Source organism: Pantoea sp. SOD02 (genome assembly GCF_024707505.1).
Classification (GTDB): domain Bacteria; phylum Pseudomonadota; class Gammaproteobacteria; order Enterobacterales; family Enterobacteriaceae; genus Pantoea; species Pantoea symbiotica.
On record NZ_CP102604.1, the window covers coordinates 3,623,935 to 3,650,316 of the forward strand.

The 26,382-nt window shown below is 56.3% G+C and carries 19 protein-coding genes; 2 read left to right on the forward strand and 17 right to left on the reverse strand.

The genetic code is table 11. The annotated features are described in order from the left end of the window. Window positions 1-4: 4 nt before the first annotated feature. From tssH to NR302_RS16800, 11 genes are all read right to left on the reverse strand, one after another. Entirely contained in the window at window positions 5-2,611 is a 2,607-nt protein-coding gene (gene tssH / locus NR302_RS16750; protein ID WP_258144017.1) for a type VI secretion system ATPase TssH, read from the reverse strand. A gap of 285 nt (window positions 2,612-2,896) precedes the next feature. Beyond that, complete coding sequence (gene hcp / locus NR302_RS16755) at window positions 2,897-3,388, reverse strand: type VI secretion system effector Hcp (RefSeq protein WP_008105313.1); 492 nt, start codon at window positions 3,386-3,388, stop codon at window positions 2,897-2,899. Window positions 3,389-3,392: 4 nt separating this feature from the next. Further along, window positions 3,393-4,916 carry an OmpA family protein gene (locus NR302_RS16760; protein WP_374990649.1) on the reverse strand — a complete coding sequence of 508 codons (1,524 nt, stop codon included), beginning with the start codon at window positions 4,914-4,916 and terminating at the stop codon, window positions 3,393-3,395. Between the two features lie 134 nt (window positions 4,917-5,050). Further along, a complete protein-coding gene (gene tssL, locus NR302_RS16765; protein WP_258144019.1) occupies window positions 5,051-5,704 on the reverse strand; it encodes a type VI secretion system protein TssL, short form in 654 nt (217 codons plus the stop codon). Continuing rightward, window positions 5,701-7,038, reverse strand: a complete 1,338-nt coding sequence (gene tssK, locus NR302_RS16770; RefSeq protein ID WP_258144020.1) for a type VI secretion system baseplate subunit TssK — start codon at window positions 7,036-7,038, stop codon at window positions 5,701-5,703. Before tssK ends, tssL begins: the two co-directional genes overlap by 4 nt. A 15-nt stretch (window positions 7,039-7,053) precedes the next feature. Beyond that, on the reverse strand, window positions 7,054-8,601 hold the full coding sequence (gene tssC / locus NR302_RS16775; protein ID WP_258144021.1) for a type VI secretion system contractile sheath large subunit: 1,548 nt from the start codon (window positions 8,599-8,601) through the stop codon (window positions 7,054-7,056). A 29-nt stretch (window positions 8,602-8,630) separates the two neighbouring features. Then, window positions 8,631-9,128, reverse strand: a complete 498-nt coding sequence (gene tssB / locus NR302_RS16780) for a type VI secretion system contractile sheath small subunit (protein WP_154157404.1) — start codon at window positions 9,126-9,128, stop codon at window positions 8,631-8,633. A gap of 551 nt (window positions 9,129-9,679) precedes the next feature. Beyond that, complete coding sequence (locus NR302_RS16785; protein WP_008103447.1) at window positions 9,680-10,384, reverse strand: MgtC/SapB family protein; 705 nt, start codon at window positions 10,382-10,384, stop codon at window positions 9,680-9,682. A gap of 343 nt (window positions 10,385-10,727) precedes the next feature. Next, window positions 10,728-12,602, reverse strand: a complete 1,875-nt coding sequence (locus tag NR302_RS16790; protein ID WP_258144022.1) for a TolC family protein — start codon at window positions 12,600-12,602, stop codon at window positions 10,728-10,730. A 5-nt stretch (window positions 12,603-12,607) separates the two neighbouring features. Further along, window positions 12,608-13,849 carry an HlyD family type I secretion periplasmic adaptor subunit gene (locus NR302_RS16795; protein WP_258144023.1) on the reverse strand — a complete coding sequence of 414 codons (1,242 nt, stop codon included), beginning with the start codon at window positions 13,847-13,849 and terminating at the stop codon, window positions 12,608-12,610. Further along, a complete protein-coding gene (locus tag NR302_RS16800; RefSeq protein ID WP_258144024.1) occupies window positions 13,846-16,158 on the reverse strand; it encodes a type I secretion system permease/ATPase in 2,313 nt (770 codons plus the stop codon). The genes NR302_RS16795 and NR302_RS16800 overlap by 4 nt, the downstream gene beginning before the upstream one ends. A 267-nt stretch (window positions 16,159-16,425) precedes the next feature. Between NR302_RS16800 and ddlA the strand changes: the two genes are divergently transcribed. Beyond that, window positions 16,426-17,520, forward strand: a complete 1,095-nt coding sequence (gene ddlA, locus NR302_RS16805; RefSeq protein WP_258144025.1) for a D-alanine--D-alanine ligase — start codon at window positions 16,426-16,428, stop codon at window positions 17,518-17,520. 14 nt (window positions 17,521-17,534) lie between these two features. Here the strand turns inward: ddlA and NR302_RS16810 are convergent, their stop codons facing one another. The 3 genes from NR302_RS16810 to NR302_RS16820 all read right to left on the reverse strand — a co-directional run bounded on the left by NR302_RS16810 (window position 17,535) and on the right by NR302_RS16820 (window position 22,221). Beyond that, window positions 17,535-18,959 carry a sensor domain-containing diguanylate cyclase gene (locus NR302_RS16810; RefSeq protein WP_061720376.1) on the reverse strand — a complete coding sequence of 475 codons (1,425 nt, stop codon included), beginning with the start codon at window positions 18,957-18,959 and terminating at the stop codon, window positions 17,535-17,537. Window positions 18,960-19,253: 294 nt separating this feature from the next. After that, window positions 19,254-20,729 carry a SulP family inorganic anion transporter gene (locus NR302_RS16815; protein WP_258144026.1) on the reverse strand — a complete coding sequence of 492 codons (1,476 nt, stop codon included), beginning with the start codon at window positions 20,727-20,729 and terminating at the stop codon, window positions 19,254-19,256. 682 nt (window positions 20,730-21,411) lie between these two features. Then, window positions 21,412-22,221: a 5'-nucleotidase, lipoprotein e(P4) family gene (locus NR302_RS16820; protein WP_256698452.1), complete on the reverse strand. Its 810-nt coding sequence runs from the start codon at window positions 22,219-22,221 to the stop codon at window positions 21,412-21,414. Between the two features lie 109 nt (window positions 22,222-22,330). Here NR302_RS16820 and NR302_RS16825 point away from each other — a divergent pair, with 109 nt between their 5' ends. Beyond that, the gene (locus NR302_RS16825; protein WP_258144027.1) at window positions 22,331-23,050 is read left to right on the forward strand and encodes a polyphenol oxidase family protein; all 720 of its coding nucleotides are present in this window, start codon (window positions 22,331-22,333) and stop codon (window positions 23,048-23,050) included. A gap of 30 nt (window positions 23,051-23,080) precedes the next feature. Here NR302_RS16825 and NR302_RS16830 read toward each other — a convergent pair whose 3' ends face one another. From NR302_RS16830 to idnD, 3 genes are all read right to left on the reverse strand, one after another. Further along, window positions 23,081-24,400 (reverse strand): gluconate:H+ symporter, encoded by a 1,320-nt coding sequence (locus NR302_RS16830; protein WP_008103467.1) that lies wholly within the window; start codon window positions 24,398-24,400, stop codon window positions 23,081-23,083. A gap of 79 nt (window positions 24,401-24,479) precedes the next feature. Then, window positions 24,480-25,244 (reverse strand): gluconate 5-dehydrogenase, encoded by a 765-nt coding sequence (idnO, locus tag NR302_RS16835; protein ID WP_061720380.1) that lies wholly within the window; start codon window positions 25,242-25,244, stop codon window positions 24,480-24,482. A gap of 9 nt (window positions 25,245-25,253) precedes the next feature. Continuing rightward, window positions 25,254-26,285 carry an L-idonate 5-dehydrogenase gene (gene idnD, locus NR302_RS16840; RefSeq protein WP_154155036.1) on the reverse strand — a complete coding sequence of 344 codons (1,032 nt, stop codon included), beginning with the start codon at window positions 26,283-26,285 and terminating at the stop codon, window positions 25,254-25,256. Between the last annotated feature and the right edge of the window lie 97 nt (window positions 26,286-26,382).

Sequence of the window (26,382 nt, forward strand, 5' to 3'; positions counted from 1 at the left end):
GAGCTTATTCTCCAAACTCCATCACTACGCCCTCTTCATCATCCCAACCCAGCAAAAGCGTTTTGGGGCGTTGACTGGCGGCAATGTATTGCAGCAGTTGCTGACTCAAAACCGGCAGGATCTGCTGATTGAGCAGGCTGTCGACATTGCGTGCGCCGGTGTCTGGTAATAGACAAGCCGCAGTCAGTGCATCATAGAGACTCTCATCAATGCTCACGTTCAGGCCGTAATGGCGTTGCAGACGCTGGCTGACCTGGCTGAGCTTCATCTCCACGATGATGCGCATGGCGTTACGCGCCAGCGGGCGGTAAATCACCGTCTGGAAGCGCGCCAGCAGCGCGGGCTGGAAGTGGTCGCGCAGGATCGGACGCAGGCACTCCTGAAGGTCGGATTCGGCGGCTTCGGGCATTTCTTCCAGCAGCGGCATCAGCGCGTCGCTGCCGAGGTTGGATGTCATCAGAATCACGGTGTTGCGGAAGTCGATTTCGCGCCCTTCGCCGTCGCGCATAAAACCACGGTCAAACACCTGATAGAACAAATTGATGACGTCGCGGTGCGCCTTTTCCACCTCGTCGAGCAGCACCACGCTGTACGGACGCTTGCGCACCGCTTCGGTGAGGATGCCGCCCTGGCCGTAGCCGACGTAACCCGGCGGTGAGCCTTTGAGCTGGGAAACGGTGTGCGCTTCCTGGTATTCGCTGAGGTTGATGGTAATTAACGACTTCTCGCCGCCGTACAGCAAATCAGCCAGCGCCAGCGCGGTTTCGGTTTTGCCGGTGCCGCTGGTGCCGACCAGCAGGAACACGCCCTGCGGACCGTTTTCCGAAGTGAGTCCGGTTTTCGAGGCGCGCAGGCGCTGGGCAATGGCATTCAGCGCCGTGTCCTGCCCGACCACGCGGCTGGCGAGCTGGGTTTCCAGCGTCAGCAGCTCCGCCTGCTCATCCTTCATCAGCGACGACAGAGGCACGCCGGTCCAGTCGGCAATCACGCCCGCCACGATGCGCGCGTCGACGTCGGCGGTCAGCAGCGGCTCGCCGGGTTGTAATGCGTCGAGTTCGCTCTGGAGCTGCGCGATGGTATTGCGCTGCGCTGAGTCTTTGCGGGAGTCGAGCAGTTGCTGCATGCGTGCCTGCACGTCGGCGTAACGCTGCTCCAGCGCTTCAAGTTCTTCATCGGTTGAGGCAATCTGCGTGGCGATTTCAGTCAGGCGCTCCTGCGAAATAGCGCCGCCTAACGCTTCGTCGTCGAGGATGGCGCGCTGCTCGATGTTCAGCGCGTCGAGCTTCGCTCTTAAGCGGGTGATGGCTTCCGGTACCGTGTCCTGACTCATGCGCACGCGCGCGGCGGCGGTGTCGAGCAGGTCAACCGCCTTGTCCGGCAGCTGGCGGCCTGTAAGGTAGCGGCGCGACAGCGTGACGGCCGCGCGCACCGCCGCGTCGGTGATGTGCACGCCGTGGTGCTCCGCGTAGCGGGACTTGAGGCCGCGCAGCATCAGGCACGCGGCGTCGTCGTCCGGCTCGTCCACTTTGACCATCTGGAAGCGGCGCTCCAGCGCGGCGTCCTTCTCAAAATACTGTTTGTATTCGCTCCACGTGGTGGCCGCGATGGTACGCAGCTCGCCGCGCGCCAGCGCCGGTTTCAGCAGATTAGCCGCGTCCGCGCCGCCCGCTACGTTGCCCGCGCCGATGATGGTGTGCGCTTCGTCGATAAACAGCAGCACCGGATTGGGCGCGGCCTGCACTTCGGTGATGATGTTTTTCAGGCGCTGCTCGAACTCGCCCTTCACGCCCGCCCCCGCCTGCAGCATGCCGAGGTCCAGCGTGTGCACACTGACCGGCTTCAGGCTGTCCGGCACGTTGCCTTCAGCGATGCGCAGCGCCAGCCCTTCCACCAGCGCGGTTTTGCCCACGCCCGGCTCGCCGACCAGAATCGGGTTGTTCTTGCGGCGACGCGACAGGATATCGACCATCTGGCGGATTTCGTTGTCGCGGCCAAAGACCGGGTCGATTTTGCCGCTGCGCGCGTCGGCGGTGACGTCGCGGGTGAAACGGGCAAGCGCTTCGGTGGAGGAAGTTCTGGTTTCGCCAGGGGCGGTCTGTTCGATAGTGCTGACCGGCATCTCCGGTTGCTCCGCTTCCGCACGCTCGTCGGACTGTGCGTCCAGCATCGGCTGCAGGCGCTCAAGCTGGCTCATGCGCAGGTTGAGCAGCGGCCACAGGCCTTCGCACTGCGCAATTTTTGGCTGCTCGGACAGCGCCATCAGCAGATGAATGCTGCGGATTTGCGGGTTGTTATCAGATGCGGAGGCCATCAACCACGCCTGTTTCAGCAGTGCTTCGAGCGAAGAAGAAAGCTGCGGACGTCCGCGCACCGCGCGTGGCTGCCGGTCGAGAAACGCCAGCAGGTCCTGCCAGATGGCGTCCATACCCCACTCGTAGCGGCGCGCGATGATGGTGATGTCGCCCTCGCCCTGCTCCAGCAGCTTGAGCAGCCAGTGCTCTGGCTGGATTTCAGCGTGCGCGCGGGTCTGACACAGCGAGGCGGCGGATTCCAGCGCCTGCGCGCAGAACGGGTTGAGACGGCGCAGAAGCGCGGCTGACTGACTGTCCATAGCAAAATCTCCTGATTGGGGGCACGCTACCGCCCGTCGCCGTGTACCGAAGCGCATAGGGTCAGCAGATCTGAGGTGGAAATGACTTGTGGTTTCACCCGTCGAAGATGAAAGCAAAAGGCATCTGGCGTGGTGGGTATTAAGGTCGCCATAAATGGCGACCTTACGATCCGCCGGGTGTAAAAATCCCGGCCCGGCGGAGGAATTACGCTAAATAGTTCGTGTCGCAGGAAGGCGGCAAGCGAGCGCAGCCAACGCACCTGCGGCGCGAAATATGACGCGTAATCAGGCGGTGGCGCGTTCGTTCCAGGAATCGGAATGAATGATGTTGCCGTCTTTGTATGTCCAGGTGATTTTTTCGTAGCGCAGCTCAATCTGCTCCAGATGGTTGTGCTTCTCTTTCGACGGATCCTTCACGTCGTGCATCACCGGGTTGACCTTCACCACCTTCACGTTTTCCAGCTTGGTGTTGAAGTACTCCACTTCCTGGCCGGCGTCGCTGATGCGGTACCATTTGAACTCGGCAGACTTCAGCGTCTGGCCGGTGGTGACCGCCTTGTAAAGGTACGGGCTGGACGAGTCGATTTCCTTGGTGAACAGGAACGGCGTGTGAATACGCGTGCCGGTCAGTTTGCCGGTGTTGTTGTCGGTCGGGATGTACAGGTTATGTTCCTGCGCCACCACTTCGATGCTGCCTTCACGGTCCTGCACGTCCACCGATCCCTTGATGTCCGCACCGCCGTCGTCCTTCAGCCACAGATAAACCGGAATTGCCATGTTGTTACTCCTTTTCTTCATGATTGCCGTCACCATCCTGTGATGACGGAGGGATTGCGTCCGCTGCCTGGCAGGCGTCGGCCTGCGGCACCAGACTGATTTCTACCCGCCGGTTGGCCGCGCGACCTTCGGCGGTGTCGTTGCTCGCCATCGGGCGACTCTGACCGAAGCCCTGCACCGCGAAGCAGCTTTCGTCTACGTCGCCGGTGTCACGCATCCAGTCGCGCACGGATTCTGCCCGCTTCAGCGACAGGCGCTGGTTCAGCGCCGGATTGCCGGTATCATCGGTGTAGCCTGCCACCACAATCAGCCAGCCCGGCTTCGCCTTGATGCCGACCAGCGCGTTGACCAGCACCTTGGTTGAGCCGGTTTTAAGGTCAGACTTGCCGGAGTCGAACAGCGACAGGCTGTCGAGTCGTACGGTCTTCGGCCCTTCAACAATTTGCTGGATAACCGGCAGCGGTGGCGGCGGAGGCGCCCAGCTGTTGATGGCGGCGTCGACCGGCGCGAACAGGCGCATGCCCTGATACAGTCCCAGGCCGAGACGCAGCGGTTCACCGCCGCGCTGCCAGCCATCAAGCCGTGTGCGATCGGCGATTAACTGCGCGCGCGCGTTAACCTTCGGCTCTGCCGGTTCACCAGACAGGTGTGCCCACAGCGTCAGGTGGTCACCAATAGTGCGGATCAGCCGCTGGTTGTTGAGGAACGACGCCAGCAGCGCCAGTGCCAGAAATACCACCACAATCATGCCCGCCGCGCGCGCCAGCCGCAGGCGTCGGCTGATACCCTGCCTGCGCGGCAAGCCAGCCAGCAACGCATCTGGCAACGGCAGCGCGACATCGGTGCCTGCGGGAGCATAAGGCAGCGTGGTCAGCCCGGTGAGATGCTGCGCCCACAGGTTGTCCGCCAGCGCCGTCACCGGCGTCAGACAAATCCCTGCGCGGCAAGGCTTACTCTGCGTCAGCGGCGTAATGTGCTTTTCCTGCCACATCAGCAGACTGTCCAGCCACTGCATTTGCACCAGGCGCGACGGCTGCTCCCGGAACCATTCAGCCAGCGGCATCGTATCGTTGCCGGCGATGCACGCCTGCAGCGCCCCCTGGCCCGGCGTGATGCTGAACCATTCTGCTTCGTGGTTCGGATGTGATACCCAGCATGCAGTCCACAGCGGTGGTGCGCACTTCAGCACGCGGCGACACTGCAGCAGCGCACGCTGCCAGCCGTGAAAGTGGGAAGTAAAATGCTCAGCAGATGTGTGCTGCTCCGGCACCACTGCCAGCAGCAGCGAGACCTGTGGCAGCAGCGCCGGACGCTGAGTGGTGATGTAATCAGCCATCGCAGCGAGTTGCCCGGGCGCATCAACCGGCAGATACCAGCCCTGCGCGGTTTCACGCGGCTGATTGCCGGAGAACAGCGATGCACTGTCGCCACACACCAGCACTACCGCACCGCGAAAATCTTCAGGAGGCAGACGATCATCGGCCACAGCGATTTCCACATCACGCTGGCGTGCCTGCCGCCACAGCATCAGTCCGGCGACCAGCAACACCAGCAGGCACAGCGCCGCCGCAGTAATGCCCGAAAGCGGCCAGAAGCCGAGGATCAGCCACAATGTAAGCACTAAGGCCAGCACGATCAGCGCGTAATTACCGATACCGCGTCTCACTTGCCCATCCCCGATATACCGGACACCATCTGCGCCAGCCAGCCGTCGAGGACGAACCACAGGCCGCCAAGCAGCACGGCGGCGACCACCCAGCTCATCCAGTAAAAACGGCGACCTGTGCGCATGCCTGCCGGACGCACCACCAGCGGCGCATCCTGCGCCAGGGCAAACGGTGGCACATGCGTCGCCAACTCGCGCACCACGTCCTCGCGGCGTTCATCATCCTGCTCGCGATAATGGCCAACAAAACCCAGTTGTAACGTGCGATACAGACATGTCAGCACCGTCTCGTCCGCAGCGGGTTCGCGCAGCAATTCGCGAATACGTTCCCACAACGCCTCGCCACCGTTAAGCGAGTTAAAGAAACGCACCTGCAGCGGGTCACGGCTCCAGCGCAGCCAGCCGTCATCCTGCTGACCGCGGTTCAGCACCGCTTCGTCCAGCAACACACAAAAGGCGTACAGCATGTGGTCGCGATTGGCTTCGCTAAAACCCGCCTCCGTCAGCGCCTGGCGGGCATCGTTCACCCAGCCGGTAGCGCGACGATAGAGCGCATCGCCATTGTCAATCTGCTGACCGCAGCGTAGCTGGCTGACCATTAGCCAGCCGGCAAAGAAAAGGCGCTCGGTCAGCGCGTTATTGCTGTTCATGAGCGCAGTACCGCATAGAGTTCAAGTTTCAATTCGCCCAGCGATTCCGGGGTGTAGAAGGTGCAGCCGCCAGAATCGAGCATCGCGCGCGCCGCCGCCGTTGACAGGTCGAGCGCGAAATACTGGTTCTCCAGGCGCAGCGGGATAGCGGCAGGCACGTGCGGCAGCGGGCGGATGGTCATGCCGCTTAGCGCGATGTTGACCACCTCCGACACGTCGTCATGGCTGCCTGCTTTACACAGCAGCGGGAAGCGGCTCTGCAGCTCGTGGTTTGGCAGCGTGGAGCGCACCGACAGATAGAAATCTGCCCCTTCGCGCAGCCGCGCGTCGTGGAATCGCCCCTTCCACAGCACGCCTTCACGGCTTAGGTCGATGGAGATGACGCGCGATGGCAGGCTGGCTTCCAGCAAAGAATCCAGCAGCGAAAACAGCGGCGGAAACACCTGCTCCGGCGCGTCGTGCCGATAAGCCGGGATATTTCCGGCATCGTGTTCGAGAGAGAAAGTCAGCAGGCCGCCAGCCAGGCGCGCCAGCTCTCGGTACAGCAGTTCCGGATGACGGGTTGGTGACTGGAACAACTCCAGCAGCACCGGCTCGGCGCTGTTCAGTGCGTTGAGCAGCCAGAACAGCGAGACGTCGGCGACAGCAAAATCGGCCATGCGCTCGTTGCTCTCGCGGCGCAGCGCCATCAGTCGCTGACGGCGGGCACTCAGACGATGTAGCAGGTCACCCAGCGCTGTCAGCACCGCCGGACTGGCCGACAGCGACAGCATCGGTGGAATAAAGGACGCATCGCGTGTCCACTGTCCCTGCGCATTACGCACAAGGCGCGCCACCGGACAGGTGAGATACGCGCCGTTTTCCTGATTCGCAAGACGCAGACGCAGAGCAAAATGCTGCACGGCAATGCCGGTGCGCTCCTGCCCCGCCAGCTCTTGCACCTCTTCACGACCGGCCACCCAGCGGCGCGGACGTTCGCTGTCGCTGCCGTCGTCGAGATTACCGCCATTGGCGCTCAGCAACGGCAAAGCCAGCACCACTTCAACCTGTTCCTGGCCGGCTGCAACGGACAGGTCGCAGGCCGGTGGCAGGTTGTCGGAGAGCGCGGTGTCCGTCAGCGTTCCGTCGGGAAAGCGCACCGTCAGGCGGGTGGCGTTAAGACGTGACAGCGCCAGCGCGCCATCGTCAAATTCCGCATGGACCACGCCCCACGGATGCGCCAGGCCCATACGCGCCACTGTGTCGGCGACGTGAGCGTCCCACAGCGACTGCTGCTGAAACTGCTGCGGCGTCAGAAACGCCCCGTCTTCCCATAACGGTCGGTAGATTTTCATCGCGCCTCCTGCGCCTTAAGCCTTGGCCTTCGGCATCTGAGATACCAGCGACAGGTTCACGTCCATGCCTTCCACCTGGAAGTGCGGGATGGCGAACAGCTTGACGCGGAAGAAGCCCGGGTTGTCCTCGATATCTTCAACCAGCACCTTCGCATCGCGCAGCGGATGTGAAGACTGCAGCTCGTCACCCGGATCGGTCATCTCGGTCACCAGCGTGCGCACCCAAGTGTTCAGTTCCAGCTCCAGCAGGCGGCGATCTTTGGTGGTGCCGATGTTTTCGCGCTGGATCAGCTTCAGGTAGTGCGCGATGCGCGACAGCAGGAAGATGTACGGCAGACGCGCGTTGATGCGGCTGTTAGCGGTGGCATCGGCGGTGTCGTAGATTGCCGGTTTCTGCGTCGAGTTAGCTGAGAAGAAGCAGGCGTAATCACGGTTCTTGTAGTAAGAAAGTGGGATGAAGCCGAGGTTGGCGAACTCGAACTCGCGGGTTTCCGGGATCATCACTTCAGACGGGATTTTTACCTGGTTGCCGGTACCGAGATCGTACAGGTGGATTGGCAGATCCTGCACCGCACCGCCAGCCTGCGGGCCACGGATTTGTACGCACCAGCCGTTGCTGATGAAGCTCTGCACCATGTTAGCGGCGAAGGCGAACGAGGCGTTGGTCCACAGGTATTTATCATGGTCCGGGCCTTTCACCTCTTCGATGTAGTTGAAGCTGCGCACCGGCACGGTATCCGGGCCATACGGCAGACGACCGAGCACGCGCGGCATGGTCAGGCCGATGTAGCGTGAATCATCGGTGTCGCGGAACGACTTCCACTTGATGTATTCGGCGCGGTCAAAGTAGTTGCCGATGTCTTTAATCGCCGCCACTTCTTCCATCGACTCTTTGAGGAAGAACTGCGGACCAACAGAACCGATAAACGGCATGTGCGCGGAGGCCGCTACTTTCGACAGGTTGCGCAGCAGCGCGATGTCCTGTGCAGAAGCATCGAACTCGTAAGCTGAAATCACCGCGCCAATCGGCTCGCCGCCCGGCGTGTCGTATTCTGCCACGTAGGTCTGCAGATAGAGCCCGCTCTGGATGATTTCCGGCGCGTCTTCAAAGTCCTGACGCAGGTCGTCTTTCGACACGTCCAGCACTTCGATTTTCACGTTCTGGCGGAAGTCGGTTTTATCCACCAGCGACTTCAGGCCTCGCCACGCCGATTCCACTTTCTGGAACTCGTCGTGATGCATCACCGCGTCGAGCTGGCGGCTGATCTGGCGGTCCAGCTCAGCGATATGGTGATCCAGCAGGTTTTTATCCAGCTTCTCCACTTTCGCGCCGCTGATTTTCAGGCGCGTCAGGAACACCTGCATCGCGGCTGTCACGCGTTCGTCGGCGGTGGCATCAGACATCGCCTGATTGTCCTGCCAGACGTTGAGGTCGCTCAGCTCTGACACCGGATTGAGGTTGATTTTTTTTAACAGCGACGCGTAGACGCCGCCCGCAGCCGGGCGATCCAGCACGGTGGTTGCGCCGTTAGCATGGGTTTCATTCTGAACTGACATCAGCATTCTCTCTCTATAGTCCGTTACGGGGATGATCAGGCTTGATCGGTGGCTAACGCAGACAGCTCGCTGCGCAGTTCATCGCTGAGTGCCGGGTCTTTCAGGATGGCTTCCAGCTCTTTGCGGAAAGTGACGTTATCCAGCAGGTTAGATTTGAGGTCGCGCAGCAGATTGCGCATCGCCAGCATGGCGCGCAGCTGAGGGATTTGGCGGGCAACCTGCTCCGGCTCGAAGTCCTTCATATCGCGGAAGTTCAGTGCCACGTTCTCTTCGCTGCCGTCTCCGGCCAGCGTGTTCGGCACGGCAAATGACACCGCAGGCGCGATATCGGCCAGCACGCTGTTGAAGTTGTTTTTGTTGACGTTGATTTTTTCGCGTTCAGACAGCGGGCGGTCTTCCGCACCGTTACTGAAATCGCCGGTCACCAGCAGTTTGAGAGGAAGCTCGGTCTTCTTTGCCGCTCCACCTGTGTGCAGGTCAAGCTTGAGGTTGATGCGGGCTTTGGGGATTTCGTTCTGGTAAGAGTTGCTCATGTTTACTCCTTGTAAAAATGGCGCGGAAAGCACGCGTAGGCACACTTTCCCTGTGTGTTACCGCGCGAATATATAGCTGGAAATTTTGGAAGGCAACAAAGCAAGCTGATCTTTGCGAGCTGATTTATATAGGAAATTTCTTAAGATTTGAGTTAAATGACTGATGACAATTGAAATAACACCTAAGATAATTCTCGAAAAAATATTTTCACACTGGAACCTACTCACACAGCGGATACTTTTACGCGAATCAATAATTCAGTGTTGTTAACTTTTAACGAAGAGTGATTTTCTGGAACCTAAGTATTGTAACCATCGCTCCCGCTGGACGGTGCTGCGAGCGTCGCATCGAAGCTGGGCAGAACATCTATGTAAAAACTCATGGCAAGAAAAAACGAGCGGTGCGGATAATTGGAAAATTACAGGCTGAATTGCCATCGAGCAGGAAAGCGCTGAGCAAATAAATTCATATTATTAAGCCACCTCTTTCAAGATGGCTTTTTCTTCTTCATTCAAAGTGGCGATTAAATGGCGTCACGTTTGCTAAAAGATTAATCACGCTCCAACTCACTCACCTGCCATCTTACCGAACTCACCCCTTTCTCCAGGCTAATACGGCTCACCAGGCTTTCAAGCTGATCGGTTAACGTCGGATTACCAATCACCTCGGCATTTACTTCCATGCGATGCGGCGGATCCATATCTTCACTGTGCAGTGATTGTAGCCGTAGGCCGCTGCCGCCGAGCGTGTGCAGCATCAAGCTGCGAACCTGAACTTCATCCTGCGCGAGGCAGATGATTTGTACTTTGTAGTGTTGTATCGCTTCGGCGGCTGAGACGATGGTTTGACGGTTAATTCCCAAAGCCAATTCACGCAGCAGAATATTCGCGCACAAAATCACCATGCAGCCGATTGTTGCCTCCAGCAGCAATCCCATGCTGCACAGCACGCCAATGGCGGCGGTGCACCACAAGGTGGCGGCGGTATTCAATCCGCGAATGTTTAAGCCATCCCGCATGATCACGCCACCGCCGAGGAATCCGATACCGGATACTACATATGCTGCAACGCGCGACGCATCGGTGGCGATACCTGGCACGCTTTGTGTCATCAGAACGAAGAGACAAGCGCCGGTGCTGACCAGCGCATTGGTGCGCAATCCGGTCATGCGTTGACGTAACTGGCGCTCACTACCAATCAGCGCGCCCAAAACCAGCGCGACTGTGACGCGCAGTAAAAAGATTTTCCAATCCATGATAGACCTCACTCCGCAGCTCTTTATTTGCGGAACAACAGGTTAAAAAATGGATTACAGACAGTGCGAATACCGCTGGGAATCAGCTGCATTGTGCTTATGAAAAGGGGTGATTCTGGAAGGAAATCCACCGTCTTAACGCGCAGTTAAGACAGCGTGAAAGCTATCTTACCGCGAGGTCCTGCTGTAATCGTGTGGGACAAGTGTCCAATGCCGTTCTCCTCTTGGGTAAAAATTCGCCGCGATTCTAAAGTGGTTTGCGCCGCGTTGCCAACTCAAAAAGCCCGTTCGTTTACGTTGGGTTAAGGACAAGAAACCCGCCGAAGCGGGTTTATGTGCCAGTTTATCGTCCGGTCGTTAACCAACGACTCAATGTGCCCGAGTTAGCATACCCGCTGATAATGGCGGCATAGCTATCGAAACGGTTGCTGACTTCACTGACCTGGTTGTTGTACAGATCGCTTTCTGCGCTCAATACGTCCAGCAATGAACGGCGGCCTAAGTGATACCACTGATCAAAGAAGTCCTTGCGAATACGGTCGGATTCCACAATCAGGTTTTTGTACAGCACGGCGCGTTCCGCTGTTGAGTGTGCATTCTGGCTGGCAGCGCGTACACGGTTTTCCAGATCGCGGCGCTGCTCCTGCACCTGCTGACGGCTCGCTTCGGCACGCTTAATCGCCGCAATTTCCTGTGCATTGGTCGAACCACCGCGGAATAAGCCCCAGCTCACGTTGAGGCCGGTTTGCCATGCCTGCTGGCGCCCGAGCTGATCTTCACGGGTGTTTTTGCTAACCGTCCAGTTGAGCTTTGGCAGACCCGAAGCTTTGATCGCCTCCGCCTCTTTGAAGGCCGCTCGCTCTTCGGCGCTGGCGCGCAAGATCAATGGATGCACGTCCAGGCTAGTCAGTTGGCGATTTAAATCGCCAAAGGAAAGTGCCCACTTATCGCTGGCTGGTAAAGTCACGCGGCTGTTGCCCATCAGGCGATTCAGGGTGATTTCTACATCACGTGCGCGCGATTCGGCATTTTCCAGATAGCTTTGCGCTTGCAGCAAACGCCCTTTTGCCTGCGTCAGTTCACTACGACGTCCGGTATCTGACTGAACAATGCCGCTGAGCATTTTAGTCAGTTCTGCCATACGCCCCAGATATTGTTTGCTGATGGCAATGACATGCTGCTGTTTATTCCACTCAATCAACGCATTACTTACCTGCATCGCCAGATCTTCACGCTGTGCCTGCACTGACTGTAAGGCTGATTTAACGCGCTCTTCACGACTTTCAATGGTGCGACTGGTTTGGCCAAAGTCGATAAGGTTGGTCGCCACTGAAACACCTAATGATGGCGTATTCCCCTGGTATTCATAATTCTTCGTGCCACTACCAAACTCTTTGGTGGCGGATGCGGCGCTGACATCAACCTGCGGCCAGCGCTGGCCTTTTGCTTCATCTACGCTGGCTTCAGCCGCATCACCCTGAGCGATGTAGGACTTCAGCGAGGGGCTAATACGCCAGGTAATGCGCGCCGCTGAGAGAAACTTTTGACGAATTTCACTCTCGGCAACCGTTTCATTAGCCCCACCGCTCAGCGTCACCGGGGAAGTCACTGCAGCATCGGCTGAAGGCGTGCTTACAAAATTGATATTTGCCTGTGGGCTTTCCACTGGAGCATAAGTTGAGGTTTGCGCAGGTTGAGGCTGACTCACGTTCCGCGCCGGTTGCAGCGGATTGAACGGCTTTGGCTCGGGACGACGCTGTTCCTCAGTCAGGAAACCGCCACCCTGAATTTCAGCCGGCTGGCTCGGGTTGGCGCTGATCGTTGCCGCACGTTCGACGGCCTTAAGCTGTTGCGGAGCTTCAGCTATCGCAATTGGCGCAGCTGACGGCTGAACCGGCTGAGTAATAGCGGCCGCAGGTATCTGCCTTTCAGCGAAGATCGGCTGCTGCGCTGGCGTAGCGATTACTGGTCGCGCAACGTTTGCCGCAGATGCCGGTGGAGCAGACACTGGTGCCACAGGAACCGGCAAAGGCTGAGTTCGCACCGGCGCTGGAGCTGGTGCCACCGGACGTTGACCACTCATTTCCGCAAACATCATCAACTCACTGGTGGAATCAGCCATTACGTTGACAGCAGGTGCCATCACCACCGCAACACAAACGGCAAGCAGAGAGAGATGACGCGCCTGTGCATGGCGCATCTTGTTATTATTTTTCATGATTATTAACGCTCGCGGAATGCTTCTTTGGCTTTCAGGACCGGCTTCAGCAGGTAATCGAGAATGGTTTTCTCACCCGTGCGCACTTCGACGGTAGCGATCATGCCGGGAATGATCGGCAGCTCTTTATTGCCCGCGTGCAGCGTGCTTTTGTCCGTCAGGATCAGTACCCGATAGTAGGTATCATCCGGGCGTCCACTGGCCGCTTTTTGATCGTCTTTCAACGTGTCCGGACTGATGTACTCCACGTGCCCATCAAGTCCGCCGTAAATGGCAAAGTCATAGGCAGTGATTTTCACCTTCGCAGGCAAACCAGGACGCAGGAAGGCGACATCCGACGGACGGATTTTCCCTTCCACCAGCAGCTGCTCTTCCAGAGGAACGATTTCGAGGATGTGCTCACCAGGCTGAATAACCCCGCCAATGGTGTTCACGCGCACGTTTTTCACTGTACCGCGCACCGGCGCCACAATCGTGGTGCGATCAACGATATCGGCACGACCAATAAGGTTTTCGCTCACCTGGCTCAGTTCTAATTCCAGGCGGCCCAGCTCGGTGTGAGCATCAGATTGATAGCGGTTACGACGTTCAACGATTTGCGCCTGGATGTCATTTGCCTGACGCTGCATGCGCAGTAGTTCGACTTCCGACAACAGACCTTTGGCCGCTAATGGCTCAGCCAGATGAATCTCACGCATCGAAAGTGCGTAACTACGTTGCAATGAATTGATGCTGTCACTTAACGCACGTTTACGCGATTCATAGGCTTTGGTTTCCTGCGCCACCACAGCTGGATCGCTCTTCACCTGCTCATCAAACGCCAGTGGTAGTGAATAGGCTTCAGCACGAAGGCGCGCAATACTCCCCTTCAGACCCACCACTTTGCTCAGGACTTCGCGATAGCTGGATTGCGCGCGCGTCGGGTCAATTTTCAGCAGCACATCACCGCGATCCACCACCGTACCTTCACGCACATTCATTTCCGCCAGAATGCCGCCCTCCAGGCTTTGAATGACCTGTTCACGACTGCGTGAAATGACCTTGCCATCGCCTTTGGTGATCTCTTCCACCCGCGCGTAGTTGGCCCAGGTAATGCCCACGCCTAACACCGCGATGATGATCCACATCACCAGCTTGGAACCGGGCGTGGTTTGTGAAAGCAGAGAAGCCTGCACGTCATTCATAAATTCGGCATCAGCGGCGGACATCCCTTTCGCGCTCTTACGCCATGGCATTAACTTGCTCATACTGCAGCCTCCTCTGCTGCTGCTTCCGCTGGCATTGGCACCGCCGAAGCATCGTTAGCGGGAGCTGGCTCACGTACCGCCGGTTCAACCGCCTGACGCGGTTGTTGGCGCGCTTTATTTTTTCCTTCCAGCGCCGCCAGAACCTGCTCTTTAGGTCCGTCCGCGACCACTTTTCCTTCTTCCACCACGATGATGCGATCAACCAGCGCCAGAATGGATGGGCGATGCGTCACGACAATCAACGTGTGTCCTTCACTGGCACGACGTAAATGCGCGAGGAACTGATTTTCCGTCATGCTATCCATGGCGCTGGTTGGCTCATCCATCAGCAGTACTTTGGGACGCGTTAACAGTGTTCTCGCCAGAGAAACCAACTGACGTTGACCGCCGGACAAGCCTTCACCGCCCTCGCCGACCGTTAAATTGATCCCGCTTGGATGACGTGCGGCGACATGATCCAAACCGGTGAGATTCAGTACGCGCAGCAACTCATTAGCGGTAGCGTCTGGACGCCCAATCATCACGTTCTCGCGCAGCGTGCCGTAGAACAGGCGCGCATCCTGCCCGACAAAGCCAACAGCCTTGCGCCAGTCCGCAGGATCAATCTGGTTTACATCCAGACCATCGGCTGAAAGCTGGCCCTTCACCGGCTGGTAGAGACGCGCCATCACACGTAATAAGGTGGATTTACCGCTACCGATGCGGCCGAGAATCGCTATGCGTTCTCCGGCTTTGATGCTCAACGAGATATCTTTGAGAATCTCCGGGTTCGGCTTCATAGGCGGTGCTGGATAGGAGAAGTTGACGTTGGTCAGCGTGATCTCGCCACTTAGCGGCGGATCGGTGAGATAGGTTTTGCTGCTGTCACGATCGACAGGCATCTCCATCAGCTTATTGAGCGAGGTTAACGCGGCTTTTGCCTGCTGATAACGTACCGCCAGACCAATAACCTGGCCGAGCGGGCCGGTGGCGCGGCTGGCTAACATTACGGTGGCGATCATCGCACCCATGGTAAAGGTGCCTTCGTTGATCAGATAAACACCGGCCACCACCAACATCACCGTCTGGAACTGCTGCAGGAACGTCACCACGCCGGTCGCCAACGTCGAGTAGCGTTTGGATTTCATCGAGTTAGCCGATTGCAGTGCGCTGAAGTTTTCCCAGCGGCGCTGCATGTGCGCTTCGCCGCCAACTGCTTTCAGCGTTTCCATTCCTTCAACCGACTCGATCAGCACACCTTGTTTCAGTGAAGCGTCACGCAAATTCTCTTTCATGATGCGCGCCAGTGGCCACTGGATCGCCGCACTGACGATGATGATCAGCGGGATCATCATGAGTGGAATGATCGCCAGCGGACCGCTGATAAAGAAGATCACGCCGACAAACATCAGAATGAAGGGTAGATCGGAAATCGCCGCCAGCGTGGCGGACGCCACGAAGTCACGTACCGATTCATACTCACGAATCTGGTTGGCGAAGGTACCCGAGGAAGCCGGTTTATGCTCCATCTGGATGGAAAGCGCCTGGCGGAACAGCATACTGCCGAGCACTAAATCGGCTTTTTTACCGGCCATATCCAGCAGATGCGCACGCACAAAGCGCGTAATTGCTTCGAAGATCATCGCAATGGTGACGCCAATGGCCAGCGACCACAGCGTCACGAATGCCTGGTTCGGTACCACGCGGTCATAAACGTTCATGGTAAAGAAGATGCTGGAAAGACCGAGGACGTTGATCAATACCGCTGCAATTGCGGCGCTGCGGTAATAACGGCGATAACGCCACAACGTGCTAAATAGCCAATGGCCCTTAACTTCCGGCAGCATTTCACTGGCGCGCTCATCAATGATCGCCGTGGGCTTCGCCATAACAGCAAAGCCGGCGTAGATCTCATTGAGTTCTGCCAGGCTCATCTCGACTGCGGCCGCGCTGACTTCTGGCATCACCAGTTGGAAGCGCAACTCGCGTTGGTTCTCCTCATTGGTATGAATACGCCGTGACAGAACAATGCAACCGCCGCCCTCTTTGCGCAGCAGAATCATCGGCATTAACTGTTCCGGAAGATCCTGTAGACGACGCTCGACCATGCCGCCTGTGATACCGGCATTCTCTAACGCTGTCATGGCTTGTGATGGGGAGAGCAATGTCGCTTTTGGCAACCCTGCCACCAGCGCTTCTTCACTTTTCTCGCGTTTGTAGTGTTTGCAGATCCAAGCCACACTTTTTAACAGCGTGTCATCTACCGTGGTTTCAATACGAGCAACAGAACGCGCATCCTGCTCCACAGCATCCTGCTTCTGGTCGACCATTTCCCGACTCCTGTAAACCTGACAAAAAACGGTGAGCACATTGCCCACCGTTGCACCTGTTTGAATTGGGAAAATTCTGACAGAAGGCAGGTTTTCAGCCGTCCAAGACTTGTCTCAAACGGTTATGAATAATTGTTTAAACTCGTGACTGAGCGCGCTGAGAGGGGTTGTTTTACACGGTGTTATTCAGGAAAAAGCAAGGCTGTTGATGGCTGTCCTGGGCGTGTTATCTTACTGGCTCGCTTTATCGCAATCGGACGAATAGCAATGGTAAAACAGCGCGTAGGGATCGTGTTTGGCGGCAAATCAGCCGAGCATGAAGTGTCATTACAATCAGCCAAAAACATCCTCGAAGCCATCGATAAGAGCAAGTATGACGTGGTGTTACTGGGCATTGATAAACAGGGTGAATGGCATCTCAATGATGCATCAGGATTTTTGCTCAACGCTGAGAATCCGAAGCTGATTGCCCTTAATCGTTCAGGTGAAAATGTCGCGCTGGTACCAGGAAGTTCGTCCCAGCAGTTGATTACCCGTCAGCAAGCGCAGCCGTTGTCACAGCTGGATGTCATTTTCCCCATCGTGCACGGCACGCTGGGTGAAGATGGTTCGCTACAGGGCTTATTACGTATGGCGAATCTGCCGTTTGTCGGCTCTGACGTGCTCGGTTCTGCAGTCAGCATGGACAAAGATTTCACCAAGCGCCTGCTGCGTGATGCCGGGCTGAACGTCGCCCCCTGGCTGAGCGTGACGCAGGCACAGCGTGCGAGTATTAATGCTGAGGCCGTGATTGCGCGCTTTGGTCTGCCGCTGTTTATCAAACCGGCTAATCAGGGATCGTCCGTCGGCGTAAGCAAAGTGGACAGCGCTGAAGCGTTCGATGCTGCGCTGGATCTGGCCTTTACGTTTGACCGCAAAGTCTTAATCGAGCAAGGGATCAAGGGACGCGAGATTGAGTGTGCGGTGCTCGGCAACGATGCACCAGAAGCCAGCCCGTGCGGCGAAGTGGTAGTCCATGATGCCTTCTACTCCTACGACACCAAATATATCAGCGAAAGCGGCGCGCAAGTAGTGGTGCCAGCAGCGATCAGCGATGAAGCCAGCGAGGCAATTCGTCAAGTGGCGATTACCGCGTTTCAGGCGCTGGAGTGTTTTGGTATGGCGCGTGTTGACGTGTTCCTGACGGAAAGCGGCGAGATCATTGTTAATGAAGTGAACACCTTGCCCGGCTTCACCAACATCAGCATGTATCCGAAGTTATGGCAGGCGGCGGGCTTAAGCTACAGCGATCTGATTTCACGTCTGATTGAGCTGGCACAGCAGCGCCATCAGCAGACCAGCCAACTGAAAAGCAGCGTGTAAAAGGCGGACGTGGCTCAGGCCACGTCATTCATCATGCTTCGCGGCTCCATCGCCGGTGAGGTTTGATTACGGCCATTACGTTTAGAGAGATAGAGATTCTTATCCGCCGCTGACACTAAACGATTAATTACGCCAGGCCATTCACGTTCGCTCTGCGCACTGCCGCGCGCCAGACCTAAACTGGCGGTTACCGTTACCGTGTTGCCCTGAATCCAGAACTTCTCTTTAACCATCGCCTGGCGCACTGTCTCAGCAAGTTGATAGAGCTGGCTATGGCTACAATCGAACATCACCATCACAAACTCTTCGCCACCGAATCGACATACCATGCCACGATTACCGACCACGCGCTGAATGCGCCGCGCAATCTCTTCCAATACGCAATCACCGGCATCGTGGCCGAAATTGTCGTTAATAGCCTTGAAATAGTCGACATCGAGCATCACTACGCCCGCTTCCCGCTGTAACGAAAAAGGTTCATTTCTTAGACTTTCATACAGACCGGAACGGGACAGCAATTGGGTGAGGAAATCAAAATTAGCGCGCAGAGCAAGGCGATGATTCAGCTGGCGGATGGCATCCATGCTCACCGCCACCAGCAATGGGCTGAGCGCGACGGTAGCGACGCCGAGGCGTGCGGAGGTGAGATGGCTAATCGGCAGCAGTGCATCGTCACCCTGAATGTTCATGACGCCGTGCGACACCAGCACAATCTCGGTGATACCGGTTATCAGGATTACCAAACTGGTCAACGGAATCGGCAACACGATAGCGCACCAGATAAGCGCAGGAACCGGGAATGTCAGGCTGCCTGCCCCGCCAATCAATGCTCCAACGATCAGCGACAAGATGACCGCTGCCAGCGGCAGCAGTTTACCGGGATGCAGCAAGGTGCGCGGTGAAACGGTGCGCAGCGGGCGCGCCAGCATCACCGGCAGCAGCATCAGCGAAGTGGAGAACTGTTCGCTAAACCAGTCGCCCCACGCCACGATAAAGCGCGCATTGAAATCGATATCCTGCGCCCATGCGCCCCAGGTCGCACACGCCGCAGCGCCAAGAAAACAGGCGGGAAATATGCGCATCGCATTGAATACCTGACTGTTAGCGGAAGGACGCTGCAGATGTTTGATCAGCATGCTGACCGCGACGAGGATAAACAGAATATTGGCAAAATTGACGGTAAACGCTGGTAGCGCCCAGCCGGAAAATACCGTGTCGTTAAAAACCATCGCACTGAAACACACCAGATAACTGGAGGTGGTGTGCAAAAACGGATTCCGCACTATCAGTCCCGCCACCAGCGCATTCACCGGCCAGAACAGAGAGAACTCTTCGGGGATGCGTAAATGGCTGCCGATAAAGCAGAAAAACAGCGTAATGAAGAACAGCGTGAGAGCATTCTTTTTAAAATTATTCTCTTCAAACAGCATAACGCGCATACGTCTGAACCCTGTAACCTGGAAAGTGCCGCCATCAGCCATAGGCATCAGCAAGCATTAAACCGGAAATAACCGTGCGATGATTCGGTAATTAAGCAAGTGTTCGTCATCCTACTCTGCGGCTGGACGGCGCTCAACCTGCCATAAACAGCAGCGTCGGGCCAAATGGCATTGTGGAAACACCAGAGACAAAGGATCAAACTTGCGGCAATTATGCCCTGTAAAGAAAAAAATCGGCTATCCGAGATATCCGATTTTTCGTTTTAAAACCGCTATTCCAGCGCGGACTTATTGCTATTTCACCGCAACAGGCCACTGACTTAGACGAATGCCACGTTCACGCGCGTTTTCACCAAAGTCTTTTAGCACCGCTTTAACGTCGGGATCCATATACTCGGCGTTATCGTTATCCACAACGACCACGCTGTTTTCCGGAATCTCCGCCAGCAATCCCTGCAGTTTCGGATTGTGCATAAAGGTCAGATTTTGCTTGAGGCGTAAAACGTAGTGACCATCATGACGCGTGAGCTGCAAGGCGTTGCGATGGCTTTTATAGATGCTGTAGAGAATTTGGGTAGCGATGCCAATTCCAATGCCGGCCAGCATGCCAAACACAATAATCCCGCCGATAGTGGCAAGGAATGGCACATATTGCTGCGGCCCCATGCGTATCTGCTCAATGAACAGGCGCGGCGTGGCCAGCTTATAGCCGGTATAAAGTAGTACCGCCGCGAGGCTGGCAAGGGGAATCGCGTTGAGCAGATTACTGAACCACAGGCCGCAGATTAACAGCAGCACACCATGAATCAGAATCGACAGCTTGGTTTGCGCGCCAACGCTCACGTTCACCGAACTGCGCACGATCACCGCAGTAATCGGCATCGCGCCAAGGAAACCAGCCGTCAGGTTACCAACGCCCTGCGCAAACATCTCTTTGTTGGGAGAAGGAGCGGGATTTTGCGGACGCAGTTTCTTCAGCGCTTCCTGGCTGAGCAGGGTTTCAAGGCTCGCGACCAGCGCCAGCGTTATCGCCACCATCCACACCGCAGGGTTCTGCCACGCTTGCCAGTCTGGCGTTTCCAGCTCCTCAATCAGCGCCGACATGCTATCGAACGCAGGTAGCGTGATGCGCGGTAAGCCTTCTGCCAGCGCCGGGAACAGACGATCGCCAAATACCGTGGCGGCACAGCCCACCAGCACCGCCACCAGCGGACCGGGCATCCAGCTCAGCGCTTTAACCGATTTAATCAGCGGCGTGGTCCACAGCCAGAGAATGACTAAACCCACGCCAGCAACCAGCATCGCGCTGCTCGAAAATTGAAACTCCCCGTTAACCAGCGACAGCAGCTCGACATCGCCGGCCGCGCCGAATGCCACCGGAATTTGCTGCATGATCAGCAGAATACCAATCGCCGCCAGCATGCCTTTAATCACGCTGCTCGGCACCAGCGCGATAAAACGTCCGGCACGCAGTAAGCCAAACAGGCACTGCAACACACCCGCCAGAATCAGCGCGGTGAGAAAGGCGGAAAAGCTTCCTAGCGTGGCGATCGATGCGACCACAATCGTCACCAAACCCGCCGCCGGGCCGCTGACGGCAAAGCGCGACGGGCTCAGCGCAGTAACCAGCAAACCGCCAATCACACCGGTTAACAGACCAGCAAAGGGTGGCAATCCACTCGCCTGCGCGATGCCAAGACAGAGCGGCAGCGCGACCAGAAACACCACCAAACCAGCCGGAATATCCTGACGAAGCGTGCTTAAATTCATGGCGTTGATTCCTCTGCAGATTGCTGAATTAACCGCGCGCGGCGCTGCAAAGCCAGACTGCGATTTATCGCTAATAAGGGTTTCAGGGTCGTCACAATAATCTTCTCTCAACGTTTATAAATATCGCTTTCAGGAAAATAGCGACGTCATTAAACGCGGCCATGGAGAACAATTGAGGATGAAAGCAGAACTTCCTCACAGAAATTGTTTATAGACGCTTAAGCATAGTGTTGCATCAGGAATATTTCTGACGTCGACAAAGCGAGTCTTTTGGTAAGCAAAACTTCAGTAAACGTATGAATTCTGTAAGTTTATGCAATTGGATAAGCAATCGGCGATATCGATAAAAATCATTATTAACAGTTAAATAAGAGCATCTTTAAATATAATATTCGTAATGCAATTACAAAAATATACACGTAATAATGTTATGCCTTTCAAGTGGCGATAAGAATTAAACCTTTTGAGCTGGGAAGATTCCTAATTACAAAACTTATGATTAGCGGTATTCACTGCCATTGCGCCAGAAAGGCAATATAATTCACTATTCATTCTCAGTAAATTAAGCAAGAGATCAGGAAAACAATGAGGGGAATAATAGTTACGCAGGAGTGTAAATATAACTGGACCTGAAGAGGACATGAATGCGCCTGCCTAAGCAGACGCTATTTCACCTGACGAATTATTTACCGTTCCACGCTTTCATACGCGCTTCACGCACCTGCAATTGCTGTTCAGGCGTTAGTTTGTTGTAGTTTTCTGCCATGCCACTTTCCCAGTCGCCATACAGCGGGTTCGGTAACACGATGAATTGGGTGCCAAAACGCTGATGGTTGAGGCTCACGAACTGCTGACGCTGCGCATTTCCCTGATGCCAGGTTGAACCGCCAAAGTCATTCAGGTTGTCGCCCACATACAACACCACGTTGTAACCGGCGTTTTTCACCGCATCGAAGCGCTCTTGCTTGTTGGAATTGCCGGTGCTCAGGCGCACCGTCTTCTCACTCACGCCGCTGAAGCCCAACTTATTCAGGTTCTCCACCGTTGCGGCATAGTCTTTTTGATCGCGGTTGGAGATATAGAACATGGTGCCACCGTGGCTGTTGACGTAGTTAGCAAACTCCACTGCGCCCGGCACGGCGGTTGCCTGACGTGCCTGCGTCCATGCTGACCAGGTTTTACCCGAGAAGGGCTGGCCATTTTTTGCCTGCCACGCGCTGTAGGCGCTGTTATCGATCATCGTTTCATCTAAATCGACGATAACCGCTTTCGGTTTACCCGCCAGCGATGGCGCCTGATCAAAAGCCATGCGCGCGCTGTTAAACGCCTGCCAGCTCAATGCCTGATATTCGCCGGATTGCTGGAACCAGTTCACTGCCAGTACCGATTGCTGGCCGAGCTGTTGCTGAGCCTGCTGTTTGGCAGGTTGCGCGCAACCGGTCAACGCCAACGCGATTAAGCCGGACGCCGCCAGCAAAGTGGTTTTCTTCATCATTTCATCCTTAAGTGATTAGGGTCAGTTTTTGTAAAGCTTTAAAAATGTAGCAGTTAACGTAAGCTGTGGGCAGCAGAATGCAGCCGTTTGGTGAGAGGAGACACTTATGGCACAGCACCCGCACAGCGGACCACGATCAAGACTATTGAATGAGTTTTCCTGGCTGGAATATGCCTTTCAGCCGGCGGGCCAACCCGTTCCAGCCAATGCCGCTTACGGCCAACAGCGTCACAGCGCCAATGTGCTGCTGGCTAATCAAAACATCCCGCCTAAGCGTTGCGAATCAGATGGTTTGATTGGCGAAGATCATCTGCCGGTCGCGGTGTATACCGCCGATTGCCTGCCGGTGTTATTTGCCGATCCGCAACAGCAGCAAGTGGCGGCAGTGCACGCCGGATTAAAAGGCACGCTCGGCGGCGTGTTGAACAACGCGATTGATCGTCTGCTGGAACGCGACGCCAGCCGTGAAACGCTGCGTGTGGTCATCGGTCCGGCGATCGGGCCGTGCTGCTATGAGCTGGGTAACGATCTGGTGACACAGATGCAGGATCGTCACGATCTTCCGCCGTTACCCTATTCCACTCAGCAGCCGCATAACGCACAAGCGATCCGTCCGCAGGCGCGTGCCCAGCAAGATGGAATCTGGTTTGATTTGCCTAATCTGGCGCGGCGCTTGTTGTTACAGCGGGGAATAGTGGCGGAACATATTGAGGTGTTGAACGTCTGTACTTATTGCATGGCGGAATCGGGTTCCAGCTATCGCTACAACACCCATTTTGACAGCGGCTATCAGTCACGTTTCTCGTGGATCCGCACGCGTGGTTGAGGGCTTCACATCCTTGTGAAGCCTTGTCGATCAGTGAATTATTGCGTTGAGCGCCAGTACGCCGGCTAAACCGAGAATCGAGATCAACGTTTCCATCACCGTCCAGGTTTTCAGGGTTTCCACCACACTCAGGTTGAAGTAGCCTTTGAACAGCCAGAAGCCGGGATCGTTAACGTGTGAAGCGATCACGCTGCCGGAACCCACCGCCAGCACCATTAAGGCCGGATCGGCGTGCGTGGCTGCGATAATCGGCGTCACAATACCGGCGGTGGTGATGGCCGCCACCGTAGCTGAACCCAGCGCCACGCGCAGCATCGCCGCCACCGTCCAGCACATCAGCAGCGGTGACAGTGACGATCCCTTCATCATATCGGCGATGTAGTTACCCACGCCGCTGTCCACCAGCACCTGTTTGAACGCGCCGCCGCCTGCGATGATAAAGATGATCATGGCGATGGCGGCAATCGATTCGCCGCACATATCCATCACTTCTTCCATCTTACGGCCATTGCGCAGCCCCAACGTCAGCACCGCAATTACCACCGCGATAAATAGCGCTACCGCCGGATTACCGATGAATTCGAAGAACTGACGCAGCGCGTTCTCTTTCGGCGTGGTCAACTCGAAGACGGCGGCAATCGCCATCAGTACCACGGGAATGACTGCGGCAAAGATACTGATACCAAAGCCCGGCATCTCCTCTTCGGTGAAGATTTTTGGGTTATACAAACCTTCCGGTGGTGACTTCTCGAAGCTTTTAAGGAACTTCGAGAAAACCGGCCCGGCAATAATCACTGTTGGAATGGTGATTATCATGCCGTAGAGCAACGTTGTACCGAGATTGGCGCCAAAGATGGTGGCAATCGCCGTTGGGCCAGGATGCGGCGGCAGGAAGCAGTGTGTGACCGAGAGCGCGGCCACCATCGGCACACCAACATACAGCAGCGGCAAACCGGCAGCCGCCACGATAGTGAATACCAGCGGCAGCAGCAGTACGAAGCCGACCTCATAGAACATCGCCAGCCCGACGATCAGTCCGGTCACTACCAGCGCCCATTGCAGCCGCTCTTTACCAAACGCGGCGATCAACGTGGTGGCCACCCGTTGAGCGGCACCGGTATCGGAAACCAGCCGCCCCAGCATGGCGCCGAAGCCGAGGATCATCGCTAATCCGCCTAACGTGGAGCCGATACCTTTCTGGATCGAGGCCATCACATTCAGCGGCGTCATGCCTTCGGCGATACCGACCACCGCCGAGACAAACACCAACGCAATGAAACCATTGACCTTAAATACAATCATCAACACCAGCAGCAGTATCACACCCAGCACAATGATGGTTATTGGCATTTTTTATTATCCTTAGGAATACAGAGGGGTGATTAAGGTTTAGGCGCGGCCCGACGATAACGCCAGCCGCGCACAGGCATCACACCGCGACGCGCATGCCACCGTCAACGAACAGTAGATGCCCGTTAACGAAGTTCGACGCACCTGAAGCGAGGAATACCGCCGCGCCAATCAGCTCTTCCGGCTTGCCCCAGCGTGCGGCTGGCGTGCGCTTGGTGAGCCAGCCAGTAAAAGCAGGATCGTCAGCCAATGCTTGAGTCATCTCAGTAACGAAATAGCCCGGCGCAATAGCGTTGACCTGAATATTGTGACGCGCCAGCTCTACGCACATGCCGCGTGTCAGCATGGTCACCGCGCCTTTGGAGGCCGCGTAAGGCGTGATGGTGTCGCGCCCTAATTCGCTCTGCATCGAACCAATATTGATGATTTTACCCTGCTGACGCTCAACCATTTTTTTCGCCACGGTTTGTGAAACCAGGAATACGGCAGTCTGGTTTACCGCAATGACGTCATTCCAGTCCTGCTCCGGGAATTCCAGGAAAGGTCGGCGGCGCTGAATGCCGGCATTGTTTACCAGCACATCAATCGCGCCCCACTCCGCTTCAATCTCATCCACCGCCTGCTTAACCTGCGCCGATTGGGTGACATCAAACGCTTTGGCATGTGCACGGAATCCGAGCTCGCGCAATTGGGTTGCAGCTTTCTCTGCGCCTTCATGCGTGGTGGCGTTGACGATCACTTCGGCACCGGCTTCCGCTAAGCCGCGCGCCAGCAGGAATCCAATACCACGCGCCGAACCGGTTAGCAGCACACGCTTGCCTTCGAGGGAAAATAACTGGCTCATCACTGCTCCTTAGAAAGTTAACTGAACTTTAGCGGCACGGGTTTTATCGCCGGCAAACTGCAGCGCGGCATCAATATCCTGCAAGGCGAACTCGCCGCTGAACAGCGGCAACGGATTTACCACGCCAGTAGCCAGCCATTCGACGGCGGTGTTGAATTCATGGGTAAAGCGGAATGAGCCGACCAGATTAATCTCTTTGGCAATCAGCGCCATGATCGGGAAATTGGGGATGGTGCCGCCCATGCCAACCTGCACCAGCGTGCCTTTGGCGCACACCACATCAAGGCAGCGCTGCAGCGAAGAAGGATGGCCTGAGGCTTCAAACGCCACATCGAAATAGCCTTTGTCGGCGAGGTATGGCGCGAAATCGCCCTCTGCGGCATGAATCACGTCGGTTGCGCCCATCTGCTGCGCCATCTCCAGTGAACGCTCGCTGATATCGCTGCACACAATGGAGGCGGCACCGCGTGCTTTTGCTGCGGCCGCAATCAGGCAGCCAATTGGCCCCACGCCCGAGATAAACACGTGCTTGCCGGTGAGATCGCCCGCCTGCTGCGTGGCGTGAATGCAAACGGCCAGCGGCTCAGCAAATACCATGACTGTTTCATCAGCATCCTGCGGGAATGGCACGCATTGCGCGCTATCGACCACTTTATATTGAGTGAAACCGCCATCAACGTGTGGCACATACATGGCGCTGCCGAAGAAGCGCATAGTAGTGCACTGGTTTTCCTGATCGCGCTGGCAATATTTGCACGCACCACAGGGCTTGGAGGGATTAACCGCGACTTTTTGCTCAGGCTTGAGATTCGGGTTATCGCTCTCGACCACGTAGCCGATCACTTCATGCCCAAGGATCATCGGCATTTTGATCTCAAAACTGCCGACCTTACCTTCCTGATAGTAATGCAGATCGGAGCCACAAATGCCGCCGCGCGTAATGCGAACCAGCGTACCTTTGCCGTCCCATTTCACCTGCTGCTGCGCAACGCTGACTTGTTTTTTTCCGGTGATTACGCCGGATTGCGTATCGATATTCATAACATCCCCATAAGTGCTGTCGCAATGGGGGCCATCAGACCGGGTTATGCAGCTTTAAACTGTGATGAGGATCACCTAAAGGCATGTTACGGGAAGG